The sequence below is a fragment of the Protaetiibacter mangrovi genome, assembly GCF_024752305.1.
Classification (GTDB): domain Bacteria; phylum Actinomycetota; class Actinomycetes; order Actinomycetales; family Microbacteriaceae; genus Homoserinibacter; species Homoserinibacter mangrovi.
This window is the reverse complement of the sequence record NZ_JANTHX010000008.1, coordinates 202,478-222,415: the sequence shown is the minus strand read 5'-3', so window position 1 is coordinate 222,415 and position 19,938 is coordinate 202,478. Positions and strand designations below refer to the sequence as shown.

Genomic DNA, 19,938 nt, shown 5'->3' with positions numbered 1-19,938 from the left:
CTACTCCCCGTCCCCCGGCACCCTCGGACCGGCCCCGCCCGCGGCGTTCCGCTCGAGCAGCACGAGGTCGTCGCGGCTCACCAGGTGGCTCGCGACGGCGTACTCGACGAGTCGCGCGCGACGGTTCGTGGCGAGCTTGCCGCGGCCCCCGCGCAGACCCGCCACGCCCACCTTGTCGAGCTTCTCGCACACGTTGTCGAGCTTGCGGTTGAAGGTCGTGAGGGGCCAGCCGAGACGCTCCGCCGCCTCCGCGTTGCTCGGGATCTGCCCCCGGCCCGGGGAATCCTGGGCGAGCACCTGCTCGGACAGCGCCACCACGAGCAGCCGCTGCGAGCTCGTGAGCGGCACGGCGCCGATCGTCGTCGTGCCCGACGCGCCCGCGTGGATGTGGGTGGTCGAGAAGTACTGCGCGTCGTTCTGGATCGTGAAGTCGTAGGTGGTCGCGCCCGCGCTGAACAGCACCTGCACGAACGGGAACACGACGGGCAGCCGGGCGCCGGGCGGCAGCCAGGCCTGTACCCCGCCCGAACCGTCGCTCACGGTGGCCGAGAGCAGCGTGCCGACGTTCGCGATCCACCACAGCCCGTTCTCCTGCGTGATCAGCAGGAACCTGCGGTGCAGGTACGGGTTGTCGTCGATCTCGAGGTCGCCCTCCCGGCCGATCACGAAGTCCTCGCCCTCGGCGGCCGTGTAGTGCTCGCCGCAGAACTCGATGCGCAGGGTGCTCATGGTCAGGCGGGCGGGTAGCAGGCGGTCAGCGGATCGGAGGTGCGTCCGGCGCGCACCACGAGCACGTCGACGCAGAGCGGCGCACCGGTGTAGCCGTCGACGACGACCGCGTCGCCCTGCACCGGATGCTGGTCGGGCTGGTCGGGGCGGTTGCTGATCCTCCAGATGAGGGTGTCGCCGTCCTGGGCGTCGGGGTTCGACACCGGGAACGTGACCGTCGAACCCGACAGCGTCGGATCGCCGCTCAGCACCGGCGGGTCGATGCGCTGGGGTACGGCCGCCGTGCTGCTGGGACGGGGGGACGAGGGGGGTGCCTGCTCCTGGGGCGAGCCGCCGAACAGCGCGACCGAGACCACGACCGCCGCCACCACGAGGGCGGCGATCACCGCGACCACGATCCCGACGACGCGGCCCCGACGCGACCGCGTCGCCGCCTCGACCGGTGCCTCGGTCGCCGGCGGCGGCACCACCGGTCCCCGGGGGCGCACGATCGTCTCGCTCGGCAGCGCGTCCGAGGCGACGGCGGCGGGCGACACGGCGGGCGGCGCGGTGGCCGTCGCGGTCGCCGGCTGCGCCTCGATCGTCGCGGTGGTGCGCGCCCGCGTCTCGTCGACTGCCTGCGCGGGGGCGGCGGCGAGCGGTTGCGCCTCGATGGTGGCGACCTGGCGCACCCGCGTCTCGTCGGCGTCGCCCGTGTCCGCGGGGCGCGCGGCGACCTCCGTGTGCAGGTTCGGGATCTCGAGCTCGGTGCGCGCGTAGCCGAGCTCCATCTCCACCCGCTGCAGGGCGCGGCCGAAGTCGAGCGCGCTCGCGAAGCGGTCATCCGGATCGGTCGCCATGCCCTTCTGCAGCACGGCGACGAGCGACCGCGGCACATCGGTGCGATCCATCGGGGTGATCGCCCCGCGCTCGATGCGCCCGATCAGGTCGAGGGTCCCGTTGCCGCGCCCGCGCACCTCGAACGGCGTCTGCCCGGCGAGCACCGTCCAGATGGTGGCGGCGAGCGAGAACACGTCGCTGCGCACGTCCGGAGCGGGGTCGTCGTCGAACATCTCGGGTGGCGACCAGGGCACCGAGAGGCCGACCTGCCCCGAGGTGCCGCCGGTGGCGCCCGCCGTGTCGGCGGCACCCGCCGCGAGGGTCGTGGTGTGCACGGGCAGGGCGTCGTCGACCGCCGACGAGATGCCGAAGTCGGTGAGCGCCGGCCAGCCGTAGTCGTTGCCGAGCACGTTGGCGGGCTTGATGTCGCGGTGCAGGATCCCCGCCTGGTGGGCGGTCTGCACGGCGCTCGACAGGCGCACGCCGGTGCGCAGCGCATCCGCGACGGCGAGCGGCGCCTGCTTGTAGCGCTCGGCGAGGCTCGGGCCCGAGCAGTACTCCATGACGAAGAACGGCCGGTCGTCGGCGGCGACGTCGGCGTGGTGGATGGTGACGATGTACGGATGCGCCGAGAGCTGCGCCATGAGGTTCGCCTCGGCGGCGAAGGCCGCGCGGTTCGCGGCCGTCAGCTCGTCGAGCAGCAGCACCTTCACCGCCACCCGGCGCTTCGGGAGGTGCTGCTCGTAGAGGAAGACGTCCGAGAACCCTCCGGACCCGAGCAGCCGCTGGTAGGTGTAGCCGGGCAGCTCGGGAGGCGTCGACGCGGGTCGGCGCATCAGATCTCCTCCACCGTCAGCTCGACGCCGCCGCCCAGGTCGATGACGGTGCCGACGATCACCGGGGTCGGCTCGCCTCCGCGCAGCTTCTGGCTCTCGCCGTTCGGAAGCACGACCGAGGTGCCGTTGCGCGAGTGCAGGTCGGTCACCACCACCGTGCCGCCCTCCACCGCGATCCGCAGGTGCGAGCGCGAGATGTCCTGGTCGCCCGCGGTGATCGTGACGAGCCGCGGCAACTGCCTCCCGGGCACGCCGGAGACGCTCGGCGACCTGCCGAGCACGATGGCCGGGTCGAGCGGCTCGCGGATGCCGCTCGGCAGCACCACCGCCAGCGCCGGGGCGGCGGGGAGGGCGGGGCCGTCGCCGCGGGGGCGGCGCGGGCGGCCGGTGCGGGTGATCGACGACGCCAGCACGGTGCTGCCGTCGTGGTCGCCGTCCACCGTCTCCGCGGGAGGGGCGTCCTCCTCCTCCGCCGGTTCGGGGGCGCGCACGGCGGCGTCCTCGACCGAGCGGTACATGGTGTCGCCGAAGAGGTAGTCGTAGCCGCCGCCCGGGGCGGCGGGGGCGTCGGTCGTCGCGGCGGTCGGCGGGGCGCCGATCTCGTCGCCGGGCACCGCGACCGTCTCCTCGGAGATCGCCGACGCGGGCGCCGGTTCCGGGGGCGGCGCACCGGCGGGCGCCGGGTCGGGGGCGGGCACGGCGGCGGGGACGGCGGATGGCGCGGGCGCGGGGGGCGGCGTCGTGGCGGCGCCCGTCGCGAACGCCGCGGCGCGCACCACTCCCGCCTCGATGGGCAGCTCGAGCCCGGCGGTGCCGCTCAGGGTGACGCCGACCGACCCGCCGGGCAGCCGGCGCTCGATCCAGGTGGTCGCCCCGGAGCCGGAGACCTGCTCGGCGCCCGCGCGCACGACCGCGTCCCCGCGCACGATCACGTCGACGCCCCCGTCGAGCAGCTCGACGAAGGCGAACGGCGGGGTGGAGAAGAGACCGTGCGAGGTGAGCGCCTCGAGCACGCCGGCCGGGCCCCGTTCGTCGCGGATCCGCACCCACAGCCGATCGACGTCGGCGGCATCCAGGGCACCGGCCACGAACAGCGCGCGGGCGGGCGTGACGAAGGCGAGCCAGCCGTCGTGGGCGGCGGTATAGCGGTGGGTCACGTTCAGGCCCTCGGCATCGTGTCTTCGAGCAGTCGCGGGTCGCGATCGACGGTCTCGTCGAGGGGGCCGGCGTCTTCGGGCACCTCCGACTCCACGACCACCACGGTCACGTTATCGCGTCCGCCGGCGGCCACCGCGGCGCCGACCAGCCGCTCGGCGAGGCTCGGGCCGTCGGGCTCGCGGGCGACCTGCTGGTCGTGGAACACGATGATGCGGGCGATCTCGTCGTCGCCGAGCTCCTTCGTGAGCCCGTCGCTGCAGAGCAGGAAGGTCTGGCGGGCGCGCACCGGCACGAGCCACACGTCGGGCTCGACCTCCGTCTCCGCGCCGAGCGCCCGGGTGACGATGTTGCGCTGCGGGTGCACCGCCGCATCCTCGGGGCTGAGGAGGCCGGCGGCGACCAGCTCCTGCACGGCGGAGTGGTCGATGCTCTGCTGCTCGAGCCGGCGCCCGTCCCACGAGTAGGTGCGCGAGTCGCCGACGTTGAACGTCATCCAGTGGGGCCCGGCGCCGTCGATGTCGACGATCGCGACCCCGGTGAGGGTGGTGCCCGACATGCTGCCGTCGCGGAGGGCGACCACCGCGTCGTTCGCGCGTCGCACGGCGTCGAGCACGACGCGGGCGCTCGCCGGCCCGGTCGGGACGGCGCTCGCGAACACCTCGATCGCGGCGCGGCTCGCGAGGTCGCCGTGGGCGTGACCGCCCATGCCGTCGGCGACGATCCAGTACGGCGGCGCCGAGAGGAAGCTGTCCTCGTTGCTCGCGCGCACGGCGCCGACGTGGGTCGCACCGGCATGCCGCAGGCTCACGATCGTGTCGCCGATCGCGAACTCCTCGCGGACCTCCACCGGCATCCCCCGTCCCTCAGCAGTCGATGCAAACGTAGCAAGATCGCGCGGTCGACAGACGGCCGCCCGACGGGGAGCGCTCCCCATGCCCCGGGCGTCAGGCCTCCGGGGCCGCCTCGGGGGTCTCGGGGATCACGTTGTCGACGCCCAGCAGGTAGGAGCCCAGCTCGATGACCGCGCCGTCGGGCACGGGGCTGAACTCGGTCGAGGCGACGACGGTGCGGCGGCGGTTCGCCACCACGGAGACGCCGTTCGTGGAGTTGAGGTCGAGCACGAACAACCCGCCGTCGTACGGGAGCAGGATGGCGTGGTTCTTCGACACCGTCTTCTCGCGGTCTTCGACGGTGACGAGCTTCGCGTCGGGGAAGCCCTCGACGTCGAAGGGCTTGCGTCCGACGACGACGGGGCCGTCGACGGCGATCCGGTCGCCGTCGGCGAGCAGCAGCACCCATCCGCTGACGTGGCGCGGGGGCCCGCCGGGGAAGAACACCGGCTCCGAGGGGTCGCGGGGCGGGATGCCGCGCCCGACGAGGCGGGTGCGGGTGTCGACGAGCCCGGGCTCCAGGTCGCCGCCGGTCAGCCACGGTGGGCGCAGCACCGGATCCCCTGGCTGGAATCCCGGTGTGGCCTCGTTCACATCATGATCATTTCCACGCAACCTGGCCACGTCAAGCGTGCTCGCCGTTATCGGGGCGACTTCACCCGGGTGACGCGCATCCGGATGAGGCTCGCGACGACGGCGACGGCCATCGAGACGACGATCACCGCGAGCGACGCCCAGGTGCTGATCTCGGGCGCCCACTCGATCGGGTGGCCGCCGTTGATGAACGGCAGCTCGTTCTCGTGCATGGCGTGCAGCACGAGCTTGACGCCGATGAACAGCAGGATGAAGGCGATGCCGAACCGCAGGTATTCGAGCTTGTCGACCAGGTCGCCGAGCAGGAAGTAGAGCTGCCGCAGGCCCATCAGGGCGAACACGTTCGCCGTGAACACGATGAACGGGCTCTGGGTGATGCCGAAGATCGCCGGGATCGAGTCGAGCGCGAAGACCAGGTCGGTGGTGCCGAGCGCCACGAGCACCATCAGCACGGGGGTGAACATGCGGCGGCCGTCGATGGTGGTGCGCAGCTTCGCGCCGTCGAAGGTGTCGGTGATGGCGACCCGCGTGCGCATCCAGCTCAGCATCCTGCCCTCGCGTTCGACCTCGTCGTGCGGGCCGGTGCGCACCTGCTGGATCGCGGTGAACACGAGGAACGCGCCGAAGATGTAGAACACCCAGCTGAAGTTCTCGATGAGGGCGGAGCCGAGCACGATGAAGACGCCGCGGAAGACGAGCGCCAGGATGATGCCGATCATCAGCAGCTCCTGCTGATACTTCCGGGGGACGGCGAAGCGAGCCATGATCAGCAGGAACACGAAGAGGTTGTCGATCGAGAGGCTGTACTCGGTGAGCCAGCCGGCGACGAACTGGCCGGCGTGCTCCGCGTCGCCGAGCACGAGCATGAGGCCCGCGAAGGCGAGAGCCAGCAGCACGTAGAAGCCGATCCAGAGTGCGGACTCGCGGGTGGACGGCACGTGGGGGCGCTTGAACGCGAGCACGAGGTCGAACGCGAGGATGAGCGCGAGCACCGCATAGGTGCCGATCTCGAACCAGAGGGGGAGGGCGAGGTGCACGGGGGCCTTTCGGAGTGGAGACGGAGGAACCTCGAACGTCTCTCCCGCGCGGTGTGCGCCTGATCTGCGCGGTTCCGCGGTCGCGACCGGGGCTGCGGCTTCGGAGCCCGTGATGACGGTCGCGACGAGGTGGGATACTCCCCTTCGCCCCGCCAGTCTAGTGGCATGCGGGGTCGAGCCCTAGGGTGGTCGGCATGAGCGACTCCTCCCCTGACGACGACGCGCTCCGCGCGGAGGCCCGCAAGCGCGTGAAGGCCAAGCGCGACTTCTTCTCGATGCTCGCGATCTTCGTGGTCGTGACCGTGCTGCTGCTCGTGATCTGGTACGTGACGAGCGGCCCCGGCAGCTACTTCTGGCCGATCTGGCCGATCATCGGCTTCGTGCTCGCGACCGTCTTCGCGGCTCTCGACGCGTGGGGCATCACGCGTCGCTTCGTGACCGAGGCGGATGTCGACGCCGAGGTCGAGCGGATGACTCGCCGCAAGCGCTGAGCCCGCCGGTCGCCCGCCACCCCCTGCAGGTGGTCGAGGAGCGCGCCGCGTGGCGGCAGGCGTCTCGAGACCACTGGCACGGGGGCCGGTCACCCGGCGAGGAGTCGCTCGAGTGCGGGGCTGCGGGAGGGCAGCCGTGTGTGTCGCAGGGTCCCATCCCGGTCGGGTTTCTCGAGCAGGTAGTCGCCGCCGTCTCGTCGGATGCGCCACCGGTTGTTGTGGATGCTGAGGTGGCAGAACCGGCACAGCAGCACCCCACTGTCGATGTCGGTGCGGCCGTCGTGTTCGTCCCAGTGGTCGATGTGGTGTGCTTCGCACCAGGCGGGTGGCCGCCCGCACATCAGGCACCCGCCATCCCGGGCGGCCATCGCGGTCCGTTGCTTCTCCGTGAACAGTCGCTGTTCCCGCCCCAGGTTGAGCGCTTTGCCGTCTCCGTCGAACAGGATCGGGATGGCGCCGGTGCTGCAGATGAACCGCTCCGCCGTGTCGATCGACACCGCCTCGCTCTGCCCTTCGAAGAACGCGGCACCCACCCGGGTGTCGAGGTCGTCTTCGTGACGAGGATCCGGACGGCGGGCTTCCGATCCCCGAGCAGCCGGTTCGGATCGACCTGCGCACCCGCACGCAGCAGGTCGACGAAGGTGTCGAGGGCGAGCTGCTCCGTGCTGCGCTCGTCCCGCATGATGTCTTCCGCACGTTCGATGGCGTCCGGATCCACGAACCGGGGTCCGCCGCGGCGGGGTGAGGTGGCGGCGTCGAGGATCGGCACCACGATCACCGCCGACTCCGGATCCAACAACCCCGTCACCCGGGTCATCCCATCCAACTGCGGGCTCACCCGCAGGAACCGCTTCTGGTGCAGTTCCCGCTCCCGGGCGGCGATGCCGGCCAGGTCGAGTTCGTCACGCACACGGCCCGCACGGATCGCGAGTTGCTCGATCGTCAGTCCCGGCGCCTCGCGGAGCAACTGTCCGACTGCTTCTTCCAGCACATCGCCCGTGGTGCCCTGGGCTGCCGCGGTCAGGCGGGCGCGGATCAGCTCCGCCGCCTCCACCGAGATCGTCGCGGCGGCGACCGCGTCGCCGATCAAGCGCTGCCACCGCGGCACCGGCGGCGCCTCGGGCATCGTCGGCCGATCGACGGACAGCAGCTCTGCTGCCTTCACGAGCGTGCGGGCATCCCGGGTGGAGGTGCCGGACACCTTCGCGATCAACTCCTCCGCAGTCCGCACCCCCTCCGACTGCGCCAGCCCCGCATGCCCCAACTCGCGGCGCGAACGGTGGGCGATCTCACCCGCCACCGTCGCCGCCACCGCATCCAAGCGACGCCGCACCTCCGCGATCCAACGCTGCGACACCAGCAACTCCGCATCACCCAAACCCGCCACCGACACGGGGGCGAACGGCACCGACAGATCACCCACCCGGGCGAGGGAGTCGGTGATCGAAGCCATACCCGATCCTCCCACGACCCGAACGAATGTTCGAGACTCAGGGCAGTACTGGTGGAGAAGTCACCACCCCACCGAAGCGGGAGGAGACGAAGCCCGGGCCAGCGCGAGCGCACGGCAGGTCTCGACACGCGAGCGGCGGGAGGCCGTGCCGTCCGCCCGGCGGGGAGCAGCCTTCTCCCAGGCTGCGGCGCCGTATTCTGAGATCGCCGACACGACCCGACCAGGAGCACCGCCCCGATGACCGAGCCGCGCACGACCGACATCCCGCCTCGCACCCGCAAGGCCCAGACGCCCTGGGTGAGTGCCGTCGGGTACTTCATCTTCTTCAGCCGCTGGCTGCAGGCGCCCCTCTACCTGGGGCTGATCGTCGCCCAGGCGATCTACGTGGTCGTCTTCATGGTCGAGCTGTGGCACCTGGGCGAGGAGGTGATCAGCCACTGGCCGAAGATCGAGGAGGCCACGATCATGCTGGCCGTGCTCGGCCTGATCGACGTGGTGATGATCGCCAACCTGCTCATCATGGTGATCATCGGCGGATACGAGACCTTCGTCTCGCGCATCCGGGTCGACGACCACCCCGACCAGCCGGAATGGCTCAGCCACGTCAACGCCAACGTGCTCAAGGTGAAGCTCGCGATGGCGATCATCGGCATCTCGTCGATCCACCTGCTCAAGACCTTCATCGAGGTGGGCGACCTCGGCGCCTCGGGAGCCGAGAACACGACCGGTGAGACGTACACCGGCGAGGGCGTGTTCTGGCAGGTGATGATCCACCTGACCTTCATCGTGTCGGCGCTCGCGCTCGCGCTCATCGACAAGTGGTCGGTGTCGACGCAGGCGAAGCTGCACGCGTCCGGAGCGCACGAGGAGCCGGTCGAGCCGACGCTCGCGCACGCCTGAGTCAGCCGGCGAGGGGCGCGATCAGCTGCGGGTCGGCCGGGTCGACGGCGCGCGAGTTGTTGACGCGCCGGTCGACCTCGTAACTCGAGATCGTGGCGGCCATCTCGGCCGACACCGCTTCGAGCAGGTCGAGCATGCGCTGCTTCTCGGCGTCGCTCGCAAGCTTCGCGGGCGAGAGCCACTCGTCGTAGGCGTCGCGGCTGAGGAACGCCGGCATGCGGTCGTGCACCTCGCCGGATGCGTCGCGCGCCTCGCGTGTGACGATCACCGTCGACACCACCCACCGGTCGTCGACCTTGCGTGCCGTCGCCAGCCCCGCGGCTGCGAGCAGCGGACGCTCTCCGTGCAGGAAGTGCGGCTGCTTGTCGCCCGCCTCACCCGTCCACTCGTAGTAGCCGCGCATCGGGACGATGCAGCGGTTGCCGGCGAACGCCGACCTCCACAGGCCGTTGGTGGCGACCGTCTCGATGCGGGCGTTGAACTGCGGGCGCCCCTTCGCGGTCAGGAACGGCGGGTGGAAGTCCCACGCGGCAGGTTCGATGCCGCGCACGATCTCACCGGATGACGCGGCCCGGTCGCGCACGATGGGCACCACATCCGTCGGGGCGATCGAGAAGCTCGGCCGCCAGTCGCGGTAGTCGTTGCCCTGGGCGACGAACTCCTCGATCAGCTCGTTCGTCTCGGCGTCGTTCGCGAATCGTCCGCACATGCCCACATCATCCCGCGCACCCCCGACGCCGCGGTGTTGCCCGACCCCCACCCCCGACCGCGCAGCGGTGCGACCGCGCTCGTACCGCGGAGCGGAGTGCCGCGGATTATCGCGGCACCAGGATACTCAGTGCTGGGCGTCGAACGCGTCGACGATCTCGGCCTTGATGCGCCCGCGGTCGCCGACGGTGTAGCCGTTGCCCTGCGCCCAGGTGCGGATGGCGGCGAGACGGTCGGGGCTGGAGCCGTTCGACGCGGAGCGGGCGCGCGGGGCGGAGGCGCGCGACGCTCCCCCGACACGGCGCCCGGCCGCGATGTACGGCGCGAGCGCTTCGGCGAGCGCACGGGCGTTGTCGGCACCGAGGTCGATCTCGTAGTCGACGCCGTCGAGCGCGAAGCGCGTCGAGCGCGAACCGGCCGGCAGCTCCTCCCCGTCGAGGTCGTCGGTGAGGATCGTGATCGTCTTCTTCGCCATGCCGTGAGTGTAGAGCCCTCAGCCTTCGGCGAGCACGGCCTCCATCTGACCCATCGCGCCGGCGAGCCCCTCCTCCATGCCCATCTCGAGGGTCTTCTGCAGCTCCTCGGTGGTGTCGTAGCGCGAGACGCACACCATGCGCGCGCCGCCGTCGGTCGCCTCGAAGCGGTAGTCCATGTGGGTGGTCGGCATGCCCTCGACCGGGGTGCCCTCGGCATCCGCGAAGAAGTCGTCGGCCGTGAAGCCGACGTGCGGCTCGACGCTGAGCACACGCCAGATGCCGTGGAACTGCTCGCCTTCGGGGCTCGTCATGAAGTAGTGCACGGTACCGCCCGGCGTGAGCTCGTGCCGCACGACGGTCGCCGGATGCGTGGGCGGCCCCCACCAGCGCTCCATCTTGCGCGGGTCGGCGTAGAGCTCCCACACCTTCTCGAGCGGATGGGCGAAGGTCGCCGTCACCGTGAGGGTCGCGTTCTCGAGGTCCTTGTCGACCGTCAGTTCCATGTCTCTGCTTCCTTCCGTCAGTCTTCGTCGAGCAGGGCGGACATGCGCTGGATGCGCCCCCGCCATGCCTCTTCCAGCTGGTCGAGCGCCTCACGGGCGCGCCGCAGGGCCTCGGGTTCCGATCGCACGAGCAACTCCCGTCCGCGGCGCACCTTGGTCACGAGCCCCACCTGCTCGAGCACCGCGACGTGCTTCTGCACGGCGGCGAAGCTCATTGGGTAGTCGGCGGCGAGGCGGCTCACCGAGAGCTCGCCGTCGACGCTGCGCCGCAGGATGTCGCGGCGCGTCGCGTCGGCGAGCGCGTGGAAGAGCCGGTCCACGTCGGCGTCGCTCAGATCAGTTGATACAACCATTTGGTTGTAGGTTAGGGGGCGGAGCCGCAAAGCGCAAGCAGCGCAGTCACCCCTCGGACGTCAACCACGCCACGACGACATCGCCGATCATGCCGCGGTAGTGGTCGCGGCGGGCCGTGTCCAACAGATCTCGGTCGAACAGGTAGCCGAAGGTGTACTGGTTCGCGACCTGGAAGAAGCAGTACGAGCTGATCATCAGGTGCACGTCGAGCGCTTCCACGTCGCGGCGCAACGTGCCCTCCGCGCGTCCACGGGCCAGAACACCATCGAGAACGCCGATCGCCGGTTGATTGAGTTCCCGAAGTGACGTCAACCGACTGATGAACTTTCCCCGATGGATGTTCTCGATCGAGACCAACCGAATGAAGTCGCTGTTCGCGAGGTGGTGATCGTAGGTGCGCTCGGCGATGCGCCGCACGGCCTCCACCGGGGGCAGATCATCGGCGTGCAACTGCTGCTCGGCGACGCGGATTCCGCGGTACGCCTTCTCGAGCACGGCGAGATAGAGCTGCTCCTTGCCGCCGAAGTAGTAGTAGATCATCCGCTTCGTGGTGCGGGTGCGCTCCGCGATCTCGTCGACCCGGGTGCCGGCGAAACCCGACTCGGCGAAGGCCGCCGTCGCCACGTCGAGCAGCTCGGCACGCGTGCGCTCGGCGTCGCGGATGCGTTCGCCCGGCACGGTCATGCCTCTCACCCTAGGGTCGGCAGCGCGCGCCGGGGTCATTCCCCGCCGAGCACTCTGCGCGGGTTGTCCACCAGAAGCCGCTGCTCGTCGGCGGACGTGAGGCCGAGCTTGCGCAGGAGCGGGAGGATGCGCGTGGCCAGTTGGTCCATGCGCCACTCGGGGGCGTGCACCGCGCGCCACGACGGCGGCGTGACGCGGCTGAAGACCGCGGCGTCATGGGACAGCACGATCCTGTCGAGGTACCCGGCGTCCAGCAGCGCCAGCAGGGTGCGGATGCGGTTCTCGTCCGGATGCACGTGCGCCATGCCGAACCGGTCGAAGCCGAGGAAGGATCCGGCGTCCGCGAGCTCGCGCAGGTAGCCGAGGTCGTCCGAGTCGCCCGAGTGGCCGATCACGACCCGGTCGAGCGGCACTCCGAGGTCGGCGAACATCTTCTGCTGCATAAGGCCACCCCGGGAGGCGGCGTGGCTGTGCGTCGTGATCGGGGTGCCGGTCTCCCGATGCGCGATCGCGGCCGCCCGGAAGACACGCGCGATGTCGGGCGTGATCCCCGCGCTGTCCGAGAGCACCTTGATCATCCCGGCGCGCACGGATGTTCCCGCGATCCCTCGGCGGATGTCACCAAGGAACAGTTCCACGAGGGGGTCCGGTCCGTCGACCAACAAGCCCGGACCGGTGAGTCGGAGCGCGGGCGGGAGCACCTGATCGGCGTAGTACCCGGTCGCTGCGATGAGCGTCATCCGGGTGCGAGCGGCGACCTTCGCGACCCGCGCGACGTCGCGCCCGAGCCCCGGAACGGTGAGGTCGACGACGGTGCGTATCCCGAGGTCGAACAGGCGCTCGAACTCCGCCGCCGCCGCCTCGATCGCAGCTTCCTCGTGCCATTCGGGGTGCGGAAGGTCGCGGTCGAGGTCGGGGCTGGTGACGAAGACGTGCTCGTGGATGAGCGTGGTACCGAGCTCGTGCGCCGCAACCTCGCCTGTGAAGGTCGGGATGCGACGCACGAGCGGCACCGTCTCAGCCGGCAGTGGCTCGGATGGCCTTGTAGACCTCGAGCTTCTCGCCGGCGTACTCGCTGAGGAAGAACTCCTCGGCCTTCTTCGAGAACGCCTCGCGGTCGACATCCTCGACGACCTGCCAGGCGTCGCCCGACCGCCACTCCTCGAGCGTCGCCTCCTCGCTCTCGGCGACGCACGCGGTGACGGAGTCGACGGCGGCACCGACGGCATCCGACAACGCCTTCTGCTGCCGCTCGCTCAGCTCGTTCCACTTGGAGCTCATGACCACCAGGTTGGTGTTGAGCTGGTGGTACGACAGGCTCACGTAGTCCTGCACCTCGGGCAGGTTCAGCGCCACCAGGTTGGTGATCGGGTTCTCCTGGCCGTCGACCAGACCCTGCTGGAGTGCGAGGTAGAGCTCCTCGTACGCGACCTCGGTGGCCTGAGCCCCGAGGGCCCTTGCGTTCAGCAGGAACTGGGGCGAGCCCGGGAAGCGCATCCGCAGGCCCTCGAGATCGGCGGGTTCGCGGATCGGCGAGTTCGCGGTGAACAACCGCCCACCCGCGGACCAGGCGCCCAGGACCTGCACGCCCGTCGCGTCGGCGAAGCCCTTCACGAGCACCTCGGATTCGTCGCTCGCCATGAACGCGGCGAGGTGGTCGGCGTCGTCGAACGCGAACGCCGCATCCATGACGCTGATCGGCTCGTACACCGCGCCGAGCGCCGAGGCACCCTGGATGTCCATGTCGATGTCGCCCGAGACGACGGACGCGATGCGGTCGGCGTCGCCCCCGAGCTGACTCTGGCCGTAGATCTCGATGGTCAGGCCGACATCGGCGGCCGCCACCTCGTCCGCGATGACCTGCGCACCGCACGCCGCCTGGGGCTGCGTGTCGTTGTACGAGTGCGCGAGCGTCAGGGTGAACTCCTGCTCGTCGGGGGTCGGGGCGGCTTCTCCGCCGGGTGCGCACGCGGCCAGCATCAGCGCCGGCACGGCGGCGAACGCGACCAACGCGACCTTGCGTGAACGTGTTGCCATGTGTGTTGCTCCTCTCAGTGGTGTGTGGGTGGTGAGTCGGCACCAGCCTCGTTGGCGACGAGGCGGGTCAGGTCGTCGAGCATCGAGCGCCGGTCGGCGGTCTCGCCCGTGAAGATCTCGAAGGCGTCGGCCGCCTGGTGCATCGCCATGCCGAGTCCCGTCATCACCAGGCGCCCCTGGGCTCGCGCGGCGGCGAGGAGTTCGGTCTCGGCGGGCCGGTAGACGATGTCGGCCACCCAGGCCGACGGCGCGAGCTGCCCCAGGTCGACCGGGATGCCGGGGTGGGCGATCATCCCCGACGGGGTCGCGTTCACCAGCCCATCCGCCTCGGCCAGGATCACGCCGAGCTCCGTCGGCGCGACGCAGCGCGCACGATGGTGGGCGGCGAGTTGCCCAGCGCGGTCGACGTCGACGTCGACGATCACGAGGTCGTCGACGCCACGGGCGGCGAGGGATGACGCGACCGCAGAGCCGGCTCCCCCCGCGCCGAGGAGCACGACGCGTCCGCGTTGCGCTCCGCTGAGCGCCTCGTCGTAGGCTGCCCCAAATCCGGTGACGTCGGTGTTGTGTCCGACCGCTCCGTCGGGTTCGAATACGACGGTGTTCACCGCCCCGACTGCCGCGGCGCTCCGGGCCAGCCCCTGCAGGAAGGGGATCACCGTCTGCTTCACCGGGTGGGTGATGTTGAGGCCGTCGAATCCGAGCCGGCGCGCCGACTCCAACAGCCGTTCCATCGTGGGGGCGGTGCCCTCGCCCGCGGCGAGATCGATGGTGCGATACACGTAGTGGATGCCGTGGCGGGCGCCCTCGAGTTCGTGCATCGGCGGTGTCAACGACGGCGCCACCCCCTCGCCGATGAGCCCGACGAGGACGGTACGAGGCCGCGCGATGCGAGGAGCGGAGATCGTCACAATCCCAGCACCCCCGGCAGCCACAGCACGGCATCGGGGAAGGCGATCGCCAGGATGACGACGACGACCGACGGGATCATGAAGGGCAGCGCGCCGCGGAACACCTCGCCGACCCGGGTCCGGGAGACCGAGGCGGTGACGAAGAGCACGGTGCCGACCGGTGGGGTGAGCAGCCCGAGCATCAGCGACACGATCAGCACGACACCCAACACGGTGGGATCGATGCCGTACGAGCTCGCGATGGGCAGGAGGATCGGCACGACCAGCACCAAGATGGCGGTGGCGTCGATCGCGGTGCCGAGGAGCAGCATCAGGAGCGCGGCGAGGATCAGGAACACGGTCGCGTTGTCGGTCACCGAGAACACCAGCTCGGTGAGCATCTGCGGAAGACGCTCGCGGGCGAGGATGTAGCCCAGCAGCGACGCCGAGGTGACGATCAGCATGATGCCTGCCGTCGTCAGCACGGTCTCCTTGATCGCCGTGAACAGGGCCTTCCAGGTCAGGGATCGCTGGATGAGCGAGATGACCAGCACGTATGCCGCCCCGACGGCGGCGGCCTCGGTCGGGGTGAAGAAGCCGCCCAGGATGCCCCCGAGGATGATGACGGGGGCGAAGAGCGGGAGCAGCACGCCCTTGAACGATGCGAGCAGTTCGGCGCGGTCGAACACTCCTGCCCGGATGCGGGGGTTGCGCCGCACGAGCACCCAGACCACCACGCAGAGCCCGATTGCCATGATGATCGCCGGGATCACGGAGGCCGCGAACAGTGCTCCTGTCGACGCCGCCGCGAGCCCTGCAAAGATCACCGCGGGGATGCTGGGGGGCATGACCGGGGCGATGAGCGCCGCCGACGACGAGATCCCGGTGGCGAATCGCCGGTCGTACCCGGCGCGCAGCATCGCGGGGATCTGCACCTTGCCCAGTGCGGCGGCATCGGCGACGGCGGATCCGCTCATCCAGGAGAAGCCCACGCTCGTGCCAACGACGACGTATCCGAGGTTGCCGCGAACCTTCGCGAGCAACGCGTGCGCGAACCGGAACAGCCGCTCGGCCATCCCGGTGTGGTTGGCGAGCGCGCCGAGGAAGACGAACAACGGAACGGCGAGGAGCGGGAAGCTGCCGGCGGCGTTGGTGATCTGCCTGAGGGCGGCACCGAGCGACTGACCGGCGAGGATCATGTAGACCAGCGACGGGCCGATGAAGGCGAACGCGACGGGAACGCGCAGCAGCAGCAGCGCGACGATGGCGATCCCGAGCAGGGCGAGTTCCATCAGCGCACCTCCGCTTCGGGCTCCGACCCGGCGCCTTGCGGCAGCACCGGACCGTGGCGGGCGATGTCGACCGCGGCGACCACGGCGCGGATGGCGGTGCTGATCGAACCGATCAGCACCGGGATGTAGACGAACGACATCGGAATCCGCAGAACAGGCGACTTGACGATCCCCTGCGACTCGACGAGGTCGAGGGCGGAGACGGTCAGTCCGATCGCCACGGCGGCCACGACGATGAGGGCGAAGACCTGGATGGCGCGCACGACGCGCGGGTTCTTGATGGTGTCGGCGACCTCGAGCGCGATGTGGCCGCGGGCGGTGACGAGGAGCCCCATCGCCGAGAACGTGAGCCAGATCAGGGCGAAGCGCGAGATCTCACCCGTCCACGCGAACCCTTCGAACGGCAGGTACCGCTGGCCCGCCTGGATCAGCATGAACACGAAGATGACCACGAGGGAGACCGCGCCGATCGCCAGCTCGAGGATCCCGATCAGGGTGATCGCACGGTGGAGCGCCTGCCGTCGCGGTGAGGGATGGGCGTCGAGGCTGGTCACGGACTTCCTTGTTCGTTCGTCCACGCAGGTCATTCTGCGTGCATTTCTGCGACCGTACTAGTTAGTACATTGCGAACGCAACCGTTCGCGAGCCTGGTCGCGGTGCCCTGGTGTTCTTATGTACTAACTGTTACGTTCTCTTCATGCGGACCTCGATCGCGACCGTGTGCCTGTCCGGCGGGCTGACTGAGAAGCTCCACGCCTGCGCTGCTGCGGGATTCGACGGCGTCGAGATCATGGATGCCGACCTCGTGGCGGCCGACGAGTCCCCCGAGGAGATCCGCGCGCTCTGCGCTCGACTCGGCCTCGGAATCGAGATGTTCCAGCCGTTCCGGGATGTCGAAGGGGTGACGGATGAGGTGTTCGCCGACACTCTGCGTCGGGCGAGCGCAAAGTTCGCGACGATGGCGAGGCTCGGCGCCGACCTGGTGCTGGTCTGCAGCAACGTCGCCACCGCCACGATCGATGACGACGAACTCGCCGCCCGTCAGCTCGGCGCCCTCGCCGACCTCGCCGCAGAGAAGGGGATCCGCATCGCGTACGAGGCGATGGCGTGGGGCACGTACGTGAACGACTACCGCCATTCCTGGCGGATCGTGGAGAAGGCCGATCGGCCGAACCTCGGCATCTGCCTGGACAGCTTCCACATCCTCTCCCGCGGCGACGACCCGACCGGCATCGAGCAGATCGACGGCGACAAGATCTTCTTCCTGCAGCTCGCCGACGCTCCCGTCCTGGACATGGATCTTCTCTCGTGGAGCCGTCATCATCGCCTCTTCCCCGGGGAAGGCGGTTTCGACCTCCCGGGCTTTCTCGCGCACGTCCTCGCCGCCGGGTACGGCGGCCCGCTCTCCCTCGAGGTCTTCAACGACACCTTCCGGCAGACGGATCCGGTGCGGACGGCGGAGCACGCGCTCCGCTCGCTCCTCTGGCTGGCCGATCGCACCGCTCACGCGCACGGAGAGGGTGACGGTGACGCCGGAGTCGCCCGGCCACCGCGGGCCGTCGACTTCGTCGAGATCGCCGGCGCCGACCTCGCCGTCGCCGACGAGATGCTCGCCCAGCTGGGATTCCGATTCCGCGGTCGCCATCGCAGCAAGCCGGTCAGGCTGTGGAGCTACGGCGACGCGCGCATCGTGCTCGACGAGCAGGCGCGCGACGAGCGTCCGGCCCTCACTGGAATCGGATTCGTCGTCGACGACGCCGACGCGGCTGCGACCCGCGCCGCGCGTCTGGGCGCCCGTCGGATCTTCCGCCGCACCTACGCGGGAGAACAGGATCTTCCGGCGGTGTCCGCGCCGGACGGCACCGGGGTGTACTGGAGCGCCGCACCCGAAGACCGAAGCTGGGTCGCCGAATTCGAGGGCGGAGTCGGCGGCGAGTCGACCGATGGCGTGATCGACCACGTGAACCTCGGCTACCACTGGAGCGAGTTCGACGAAGCGGTCCTCTTCGCGGCGAGCGCGCTCGCCCTCACGACGGAGTCGAGCGCCGAGGTTCCGGGGCCGCGCGGGCTCGTACGCAGCCAGGTGATGCGCACGAGGGACGGTGTCGTGCGCATCCCGATCAACCTGGCACCCCCGACCGCCCCTCTCCCCTCGCGTCATATCGCGATCCGCTGCGACGACGTGTCGGCGGTCGCCCGCCGCGCGCGTGCCGCGGGCCTCGAGTTCCTGCGTATCCCGGCGAACTACTACGACGACCTCGCAGCGCGCTTCGGTCTCGACGACGCGGCGCTCGACGAGCTCCGCAACCTGGGCCTCCTCTACGACCGCGACGGTTCGGGCGAGTTCGTGCACTTCTACACCCCCACGATCGGCGGCGTCTTCCTCGAATTCGTCGAACGCCGTGGGGGGTACGAGGGGTACGGAGCCCTCAACGCTCCCATCCGACTCGCCGCGCAACGGAACGAGGAGGTGCGCCGTGGCGTTGCGGGTTCTCCTGCTTGACGGCCCCAACCTGAACCTGCTCGGCGTGCGCGAACCCCATCTCTACGGGTCGGGGTCCCTCGATGACGCCATCGCGGTCGCGAGCCTCACGGCGACCGAACTCGGCCTCGACCTCGAGCACCGGCAGTCGAACCACGAGGGCGTGCTGATCGATGCGATCCACGCGGCGCGCGGCACCCACGACGGGATCGTCATCAACCCCGGAGGCCTCGCCCACACCTCGGTCGTGCTCCGGGACGCGCTCGCCGGAGTCGAGCTGCCGGTCGGCGAGGTGCACGTGACCAACGTCCACGCGCGCGAGGCGTTCCGGCAGCACTCCTACATATCTGCGATCGCGGCATTCGTCATCGTCGGGGCGGGCGCGCAGGGGTACGAACTCGCGGTGCGCCGGATGTCACGCGTCCTCGGCGGGCGCTGACCCAAGCGTTTCTCGGACTGCCGGGTCCAGCAACGCCAGAAGCCCGGTCCAGTGGACCGGGCTTCTGGCGTTGGTGACCCCAGCGGGATTCGAACCCGCGTTACCGCCGTGAGAGGGCGGCGTACTAGGCCGCTATACGATGGGGCCGTTTCGCGACAACTTGACGATTATGCCATAGTCCCGCGGCCCCGACCAAAACGGTCGGCCGGGCTCAGGCGAGCACGCGGAGGACGCCCGGTTCGACCTCGAGGTCGACCGGCAGCGGCGCGATCCGCTCGCCGTCGGCGTAGACCGCGATCGGCCGGTCGGCCTCGATCCGGATGCGGCGGGCGCGCCGCATCGACACCACCGGCAGCGTCGTGTGCGCGCCCTGGAACACCTTCGGGAACAGCCGCAGGAACTTCGCGCGCGACATCGGGGCGACGATCATCACGTCGAGCAGCCCGTCGTCGAGCACCGCGTCGGGGGTGATCTTCATGCCGCCGCCGAGCGACACGTTGTTGCCCGCCGAGACCATGAGGGCGTCCTGCTCGAGCACCTCGCCGTCGAGCGCGACCCGGTAGTGCGCGGGGCGCAGCCGGGCGAGCTCCGCGAGCAGCGCGATGACGTACCGGCTGGCGCCCTTGGGCCGCCGCATGAGGTTGGCGCGCTCGTTCACGGCCGCGTCGAAGCCGGCCGACAGCGCGCACGCGAAGCGGCGCTCGCCGCGCGACCCGTCGGCATCCGTCCACTCGATGCGCACCGCGTCGATCACGCGCGCGGGCCGCTCGAGCGCGTCGCCCAGCATCCGGATGGCGGCCTCGGTGTCGTCGTGCGGGATGCCGAGGCCGCGGGCCATGTCGTTGCCGGTTCCGGAGGGCACGATGCCGAGCGGCACGCGCGTGCCCGCGACGAGGTTCACCCCGAGGTGCACCATGCCGTCGCCGCCCACCACCACGAGCGCATCCGGACGCGCGCGCACGGCCGCGTGCGCCGACTCGAGCAGCGACTCGAAGTCCGGCTCGGTGAGCGAGGTCACCTCGTGCCCCATCGCCCGCAGGGTCTGCACCACGGCGGGGCCGACATCCCGGCTCGCACCGAACGAGGCCGAGGGGTTGATGGCGACGACAACCCTCCGCGGCTTCGTCGTCATGCGCCCATCATGGCACCCGCCGGGTGCCCGTCCC

At 70.4% G+C, this 19,938-nt stretch carries 23 protein-coding genes and 1 tRNA gene; 4 read left to right on the top strand and 20 right to left on the bottom strand.

Going from position 1 to position 19,938, the window contains the following annotated elements:
* The 6 genes from NUH29_RS12380 to NUH29_RS12355 form a co-directional block, all read right to left on the bottom strand.
* Positions 1–729, bottom strand: coding sequence for a hypothetical protein (locus NUH29_RS12380; protein ID WP_258799493.1), 729 nt, complete (start codon positions 727–729; stop codon positions 1–3).
* A gap of 2 nt (positions 730–731) precedes the next feature.
* A complete protein-coding gene (locus NUH29_RS12375) occupies positions 732–2,384 on the bottom strand; it encodes a serine/threonine-protein kinase (RefSeq protein WP_258799492.1) in 1,653 nt (550 codons plus the stop codon).
* Positions 2,384–3,541, bottom strand: coding sequence for an FHA domain-containing protein (locus NUH29_RS12370; RefSeq protein ID WP_258799491.1), 1,158 nt, complete (start codon positions 3,539–3,541; stop codon positions 2,384–2,386). The genes NUH29_RS12375 and NUH29_RS12370 overlap by 1 nt, the downstream gene beginning before the upstream one ends.
* 2 nt (positions 3,542–3,543) lie before the next feature.
* Positions 3,544–4,395 carry a PP2C family protein-serine/threonine phosphatase gene (locus NUH29_RS12365; RefSeq protein WP_258799490.1) on the bottom strand — a complete coding sequence of 284 codons (852 nt, stop codon included), beginning with the start codon at positions 4,393–4,395 and terminating at the stop codon, positions 3,544–3,546.
* A gap of 91 nt (positions 4,396–4,486) precedes the next feature.
* Positions 4,487–5,026 carry an FHA domain-containing protein gene (locus tag NUH29_RS12360; protein WP_258799489.1) on the bottom strand — a complete coding sequence of 180 codons (540 nt, stop codon included), beginning with the start codon at positions 5,024–5,026 and terminating at the stop codon, positions 4,487–4,489.
* Between the two features lie 47 nt (positions 5,027–5,073).
* Complete coding sequence (locus NUH29_RS12355; protein ID WP_258799488.1) at positions 5,074–6,063, bottom strand: TerC family protein; 990 nt, start codon at positions 6,061–6,063, stop codon at positions 5,074–5,076.
* Positions 6,064–6,257: 194 nt separating this feature from the next.
* On the opposite strand from NUH29_RS12355, the gene NUH29_RS12350 reads away from it, so the two are divergent.
* Positions 6,258–6,554 carry a 2TM domain-containing protein gene (locus NUH29_RS12350; protein ID WP_258799487.1) on the top strand — a complete coding sequence of 99 codons (297 nt, stop codon included), beginning with the start codon at positions 6,258–6,260 and terminating at the stop codon, positions 6,552–6,554.
* Between the two features lie 89 nt (positions 6,555–6,643).
* Here NUH29_RS12350 and NUH29_RS12345 read toward each other — a convergent pair whose 3' ends face one another.
* Positions 6,644–6,895, bottom strand: a complete 252-nt coding sequence (locus NUH29_RS12345; protein ID WP_258799485.1) for an HNH endonuclease — start codon at positions 6,893–6,895, stop codon at positions 6,644–6,646.
* Positions 6,895–8,007 carry a DUF222 domain-containing protein gene (locus NUH29_RS12340; protein ID WP_258799483.1) on the bottom strand — a complete coding sequence of 371 codons (1,113 nt, stop codon included), beginning with the start codon at positions 8,005–8,007 and terminating at the stop codon, positions 6,895–6,897. The genes NUH29_RS12345 and NUH29_RS12340 overlap by 1 nt, the downstream gene beginning before the upstream one ends.
* 237 nt (positions 8,008–8,244) lie before the next feature.
* Here NUH29_RS12340 and NUH29_RS12335 point away from each other — a divergent pair, with 237 nt between their 5' ends.
* Positions 8,245–8,907 carry a TIGR00645 family protein gene (locus NUH29_RS12335; protein ID WP_258799482.1) on the top strand — a complete coding sequence of 221 codons (663 nt, stop codon included), beginning with the start codon at positions 8,245–8,247 and terminating at the stop codon, positions 8,905–8,907.
* Between the two features lies 1 nt (position 8,908).
* On the opposite strand, the gene NUH29_RS12330 is transcribed toward NUH29_RS12335, so the two are convergent.
* From NUH29_RS12330 to NUH29_RS12285, 10 genes are all read right to left on the bottom strand, one after another.
* On the bottom strand, positions 8,909–9,616 hold the full coding sequence (locus NUH29_RS12330) for an SOS response-associated peptidase (RefSeq protein ID WP_258799481.1): 708 nt from the start codon (positions 9,614–9,616) through the stop codon (positions 8,909–8,911).
* Positions 9,617–9,742: 126 nt separating this feature from the next.
* On the bottom strand, positions 9,743–10,090 hold the full coding sequence (locus NUH29_RS12325; protein ID WP_258799480.1) for a histone-like nucleoid-structuring protein Lsr2: 348 nt from the start codon (positions 10,088–10,090) through the stop codon (positions 9,743–9,745).
* A gap of 18 nt (positions 10,091–10,108) precedes the next feature.
* Positions 10,109–10,594 carry an SRPBCC family protein gene (locus tag NUH29_RS12320; RefSeq protein ID WP_258799479.1) on the bottom strand — a complete coding sequence of 162 codons (486 nt, stop codon included), beginning with the start codon at positions 10,592–10,594 and terminating at the stop codon, positions 10,109–10,111.
* Between the two features lie 17 nt (positions 10,595–10,611).
* Positions 10,612–10,947, bottom strand: a complete 336-nt coding sequence (locus NUH29_RS12315) for an ArsR/SmtB family transcription factor (RefSeq protein ID WP_258799478.1) — start codon at positions 10,945–10,947, stop codon at positions 10,612–10,614.
* A gap of 46 nt (positions 10,948–10,993) precedes the next feature.
* Positions 10,994–11,671 (bottom strand): TetR/AcrR family transcriptional regulator, encoded by a 678-nt coding sequence (locus tag NUH29_RS12310; RefSeq protein WP_258799477.1) that lies wholly within the window; start codon positions 11,669–11,671, stop codon positions 10,994–10,996.
* Entirely contained in the window at positions 11,668–12,645 is a 978-nt protein-coding gene (locus NUH29_RS12305) for a phosphotriesterase family protein (protein WP_258799476.1), read from the bottom strand. The genes NUH29_RS12310 and NUH29_RS12305 overlap by 4 nt, the downstream gene beginning before the upstream one ends.
* Positions 12,646–12,649: 4 nt before the next feature.
* Positions 12,650–13,669, bottom strand: coding sequence for a TRAP transporter substrate-binding protein DctP (gene dctP / locus NUH29_RS12300; RefSeq protein WP_258799475.1), 1,020 nt, complete (start codon positions 13,667–13,669; stop codon positions 12,650–12,652).
* 14 nt (positions 13,670–13,683) lie between these two features.
* A complete protein-coding gene (locus tag NUH29_RS12295) occupies positions 13,684–14,580 on the bottom strand; it encodes a shikimate dehydrogenase (RefSeq protein WP_258799474.1) in 897 nt (298 codons plus the stop codon).
* Positions 14,577–15,851, bottom strand: a complete 1,275-nt coding sequence (locus NUH29_RS12290) for a TRAP transporter large permease (RefSeq protein ID WP_258799473.1) — start codon at positions 15,849–15,851, stop codon at positions 14,577–14,579. The genes NUH29_RS12295 and NUH29_RS12290 overlap by 4 nt, the downstream gene beginning before the upstream one ends.
* The gene (locus NUH29_RS12285; protein ID WP_258799472.1) at positions 15,851–16,405 is read right to left on the bottom strand and encodes a TRAP transporter small permease; all 555 of its coding nucleotides are present in this window, start codon (positions 16,403–16,405) and stop codon (positions 15,851–15,853) included. Before NUH29_RS12285 ends, NUH29_RS12290 begins: the two co-directional genes overlap by 1 nt.
* Positions 16,406–16,548: 143 nt before the next feature.
* Between NUH29_RS12285 and NUH29_RS12280 the strand changes: the two genes are divergently transcribed.
* Together NUH29_RS12280 and aroQ are read left to right on the top strand one after the other, a co-directional pair.
* Entirely contained in the window at positions 16,549–18,354 is a 1,806-nt protein-coding gene (locus NUH29_RS12280) for a sugar phosphate isomerase/epimerase and 4-hydroxyphenylpyruvate domain-containing protein (RefSeq protein ID WP_258799471.1), read from the top strand.
* Complete coding sequence (aroQ, locus tag NUH29_RS12275) at positions 18,329–18,772, top strand: type II 3-dehydroquinate dehydratase (RefSeq protein WP_258799470.1); 444 nt, start codon at positions 18,329–18,331, stop codon at positions 18,770–18,772. The genes NUH29_RS12280 and aroQ overlap by 26 nt, the downstream gene beginning before the upstream one ends.
* Positions 18,773–18,843: 71 nt before the next feature.
* Here aroQ and NUH29_RS12270 read toward each other — a convergent pair.
* A tRNA-Glu gene (locus NUH29_RS12270) sits at positions 18,844–18,919 on the bottom strand.
* 64 nt (positions 18,920–18,983) lie between these two features.
* Positions 18,984–19,904 carry a diacylglycerol/lipid kinase family protein gene (locus tag NUH29_RS12265; protein WP_258799469.1) on the bottom strand — a complete coding sequence of 307 codons (921 nt, stop codon included), beginning with the start codon at positions 19,902–19,904 and terminating at the stop codon, positions 18,984–18,986.
* Between the last annotated feature and the right edge of the window lie 34 nt (positions 19,905–19,938).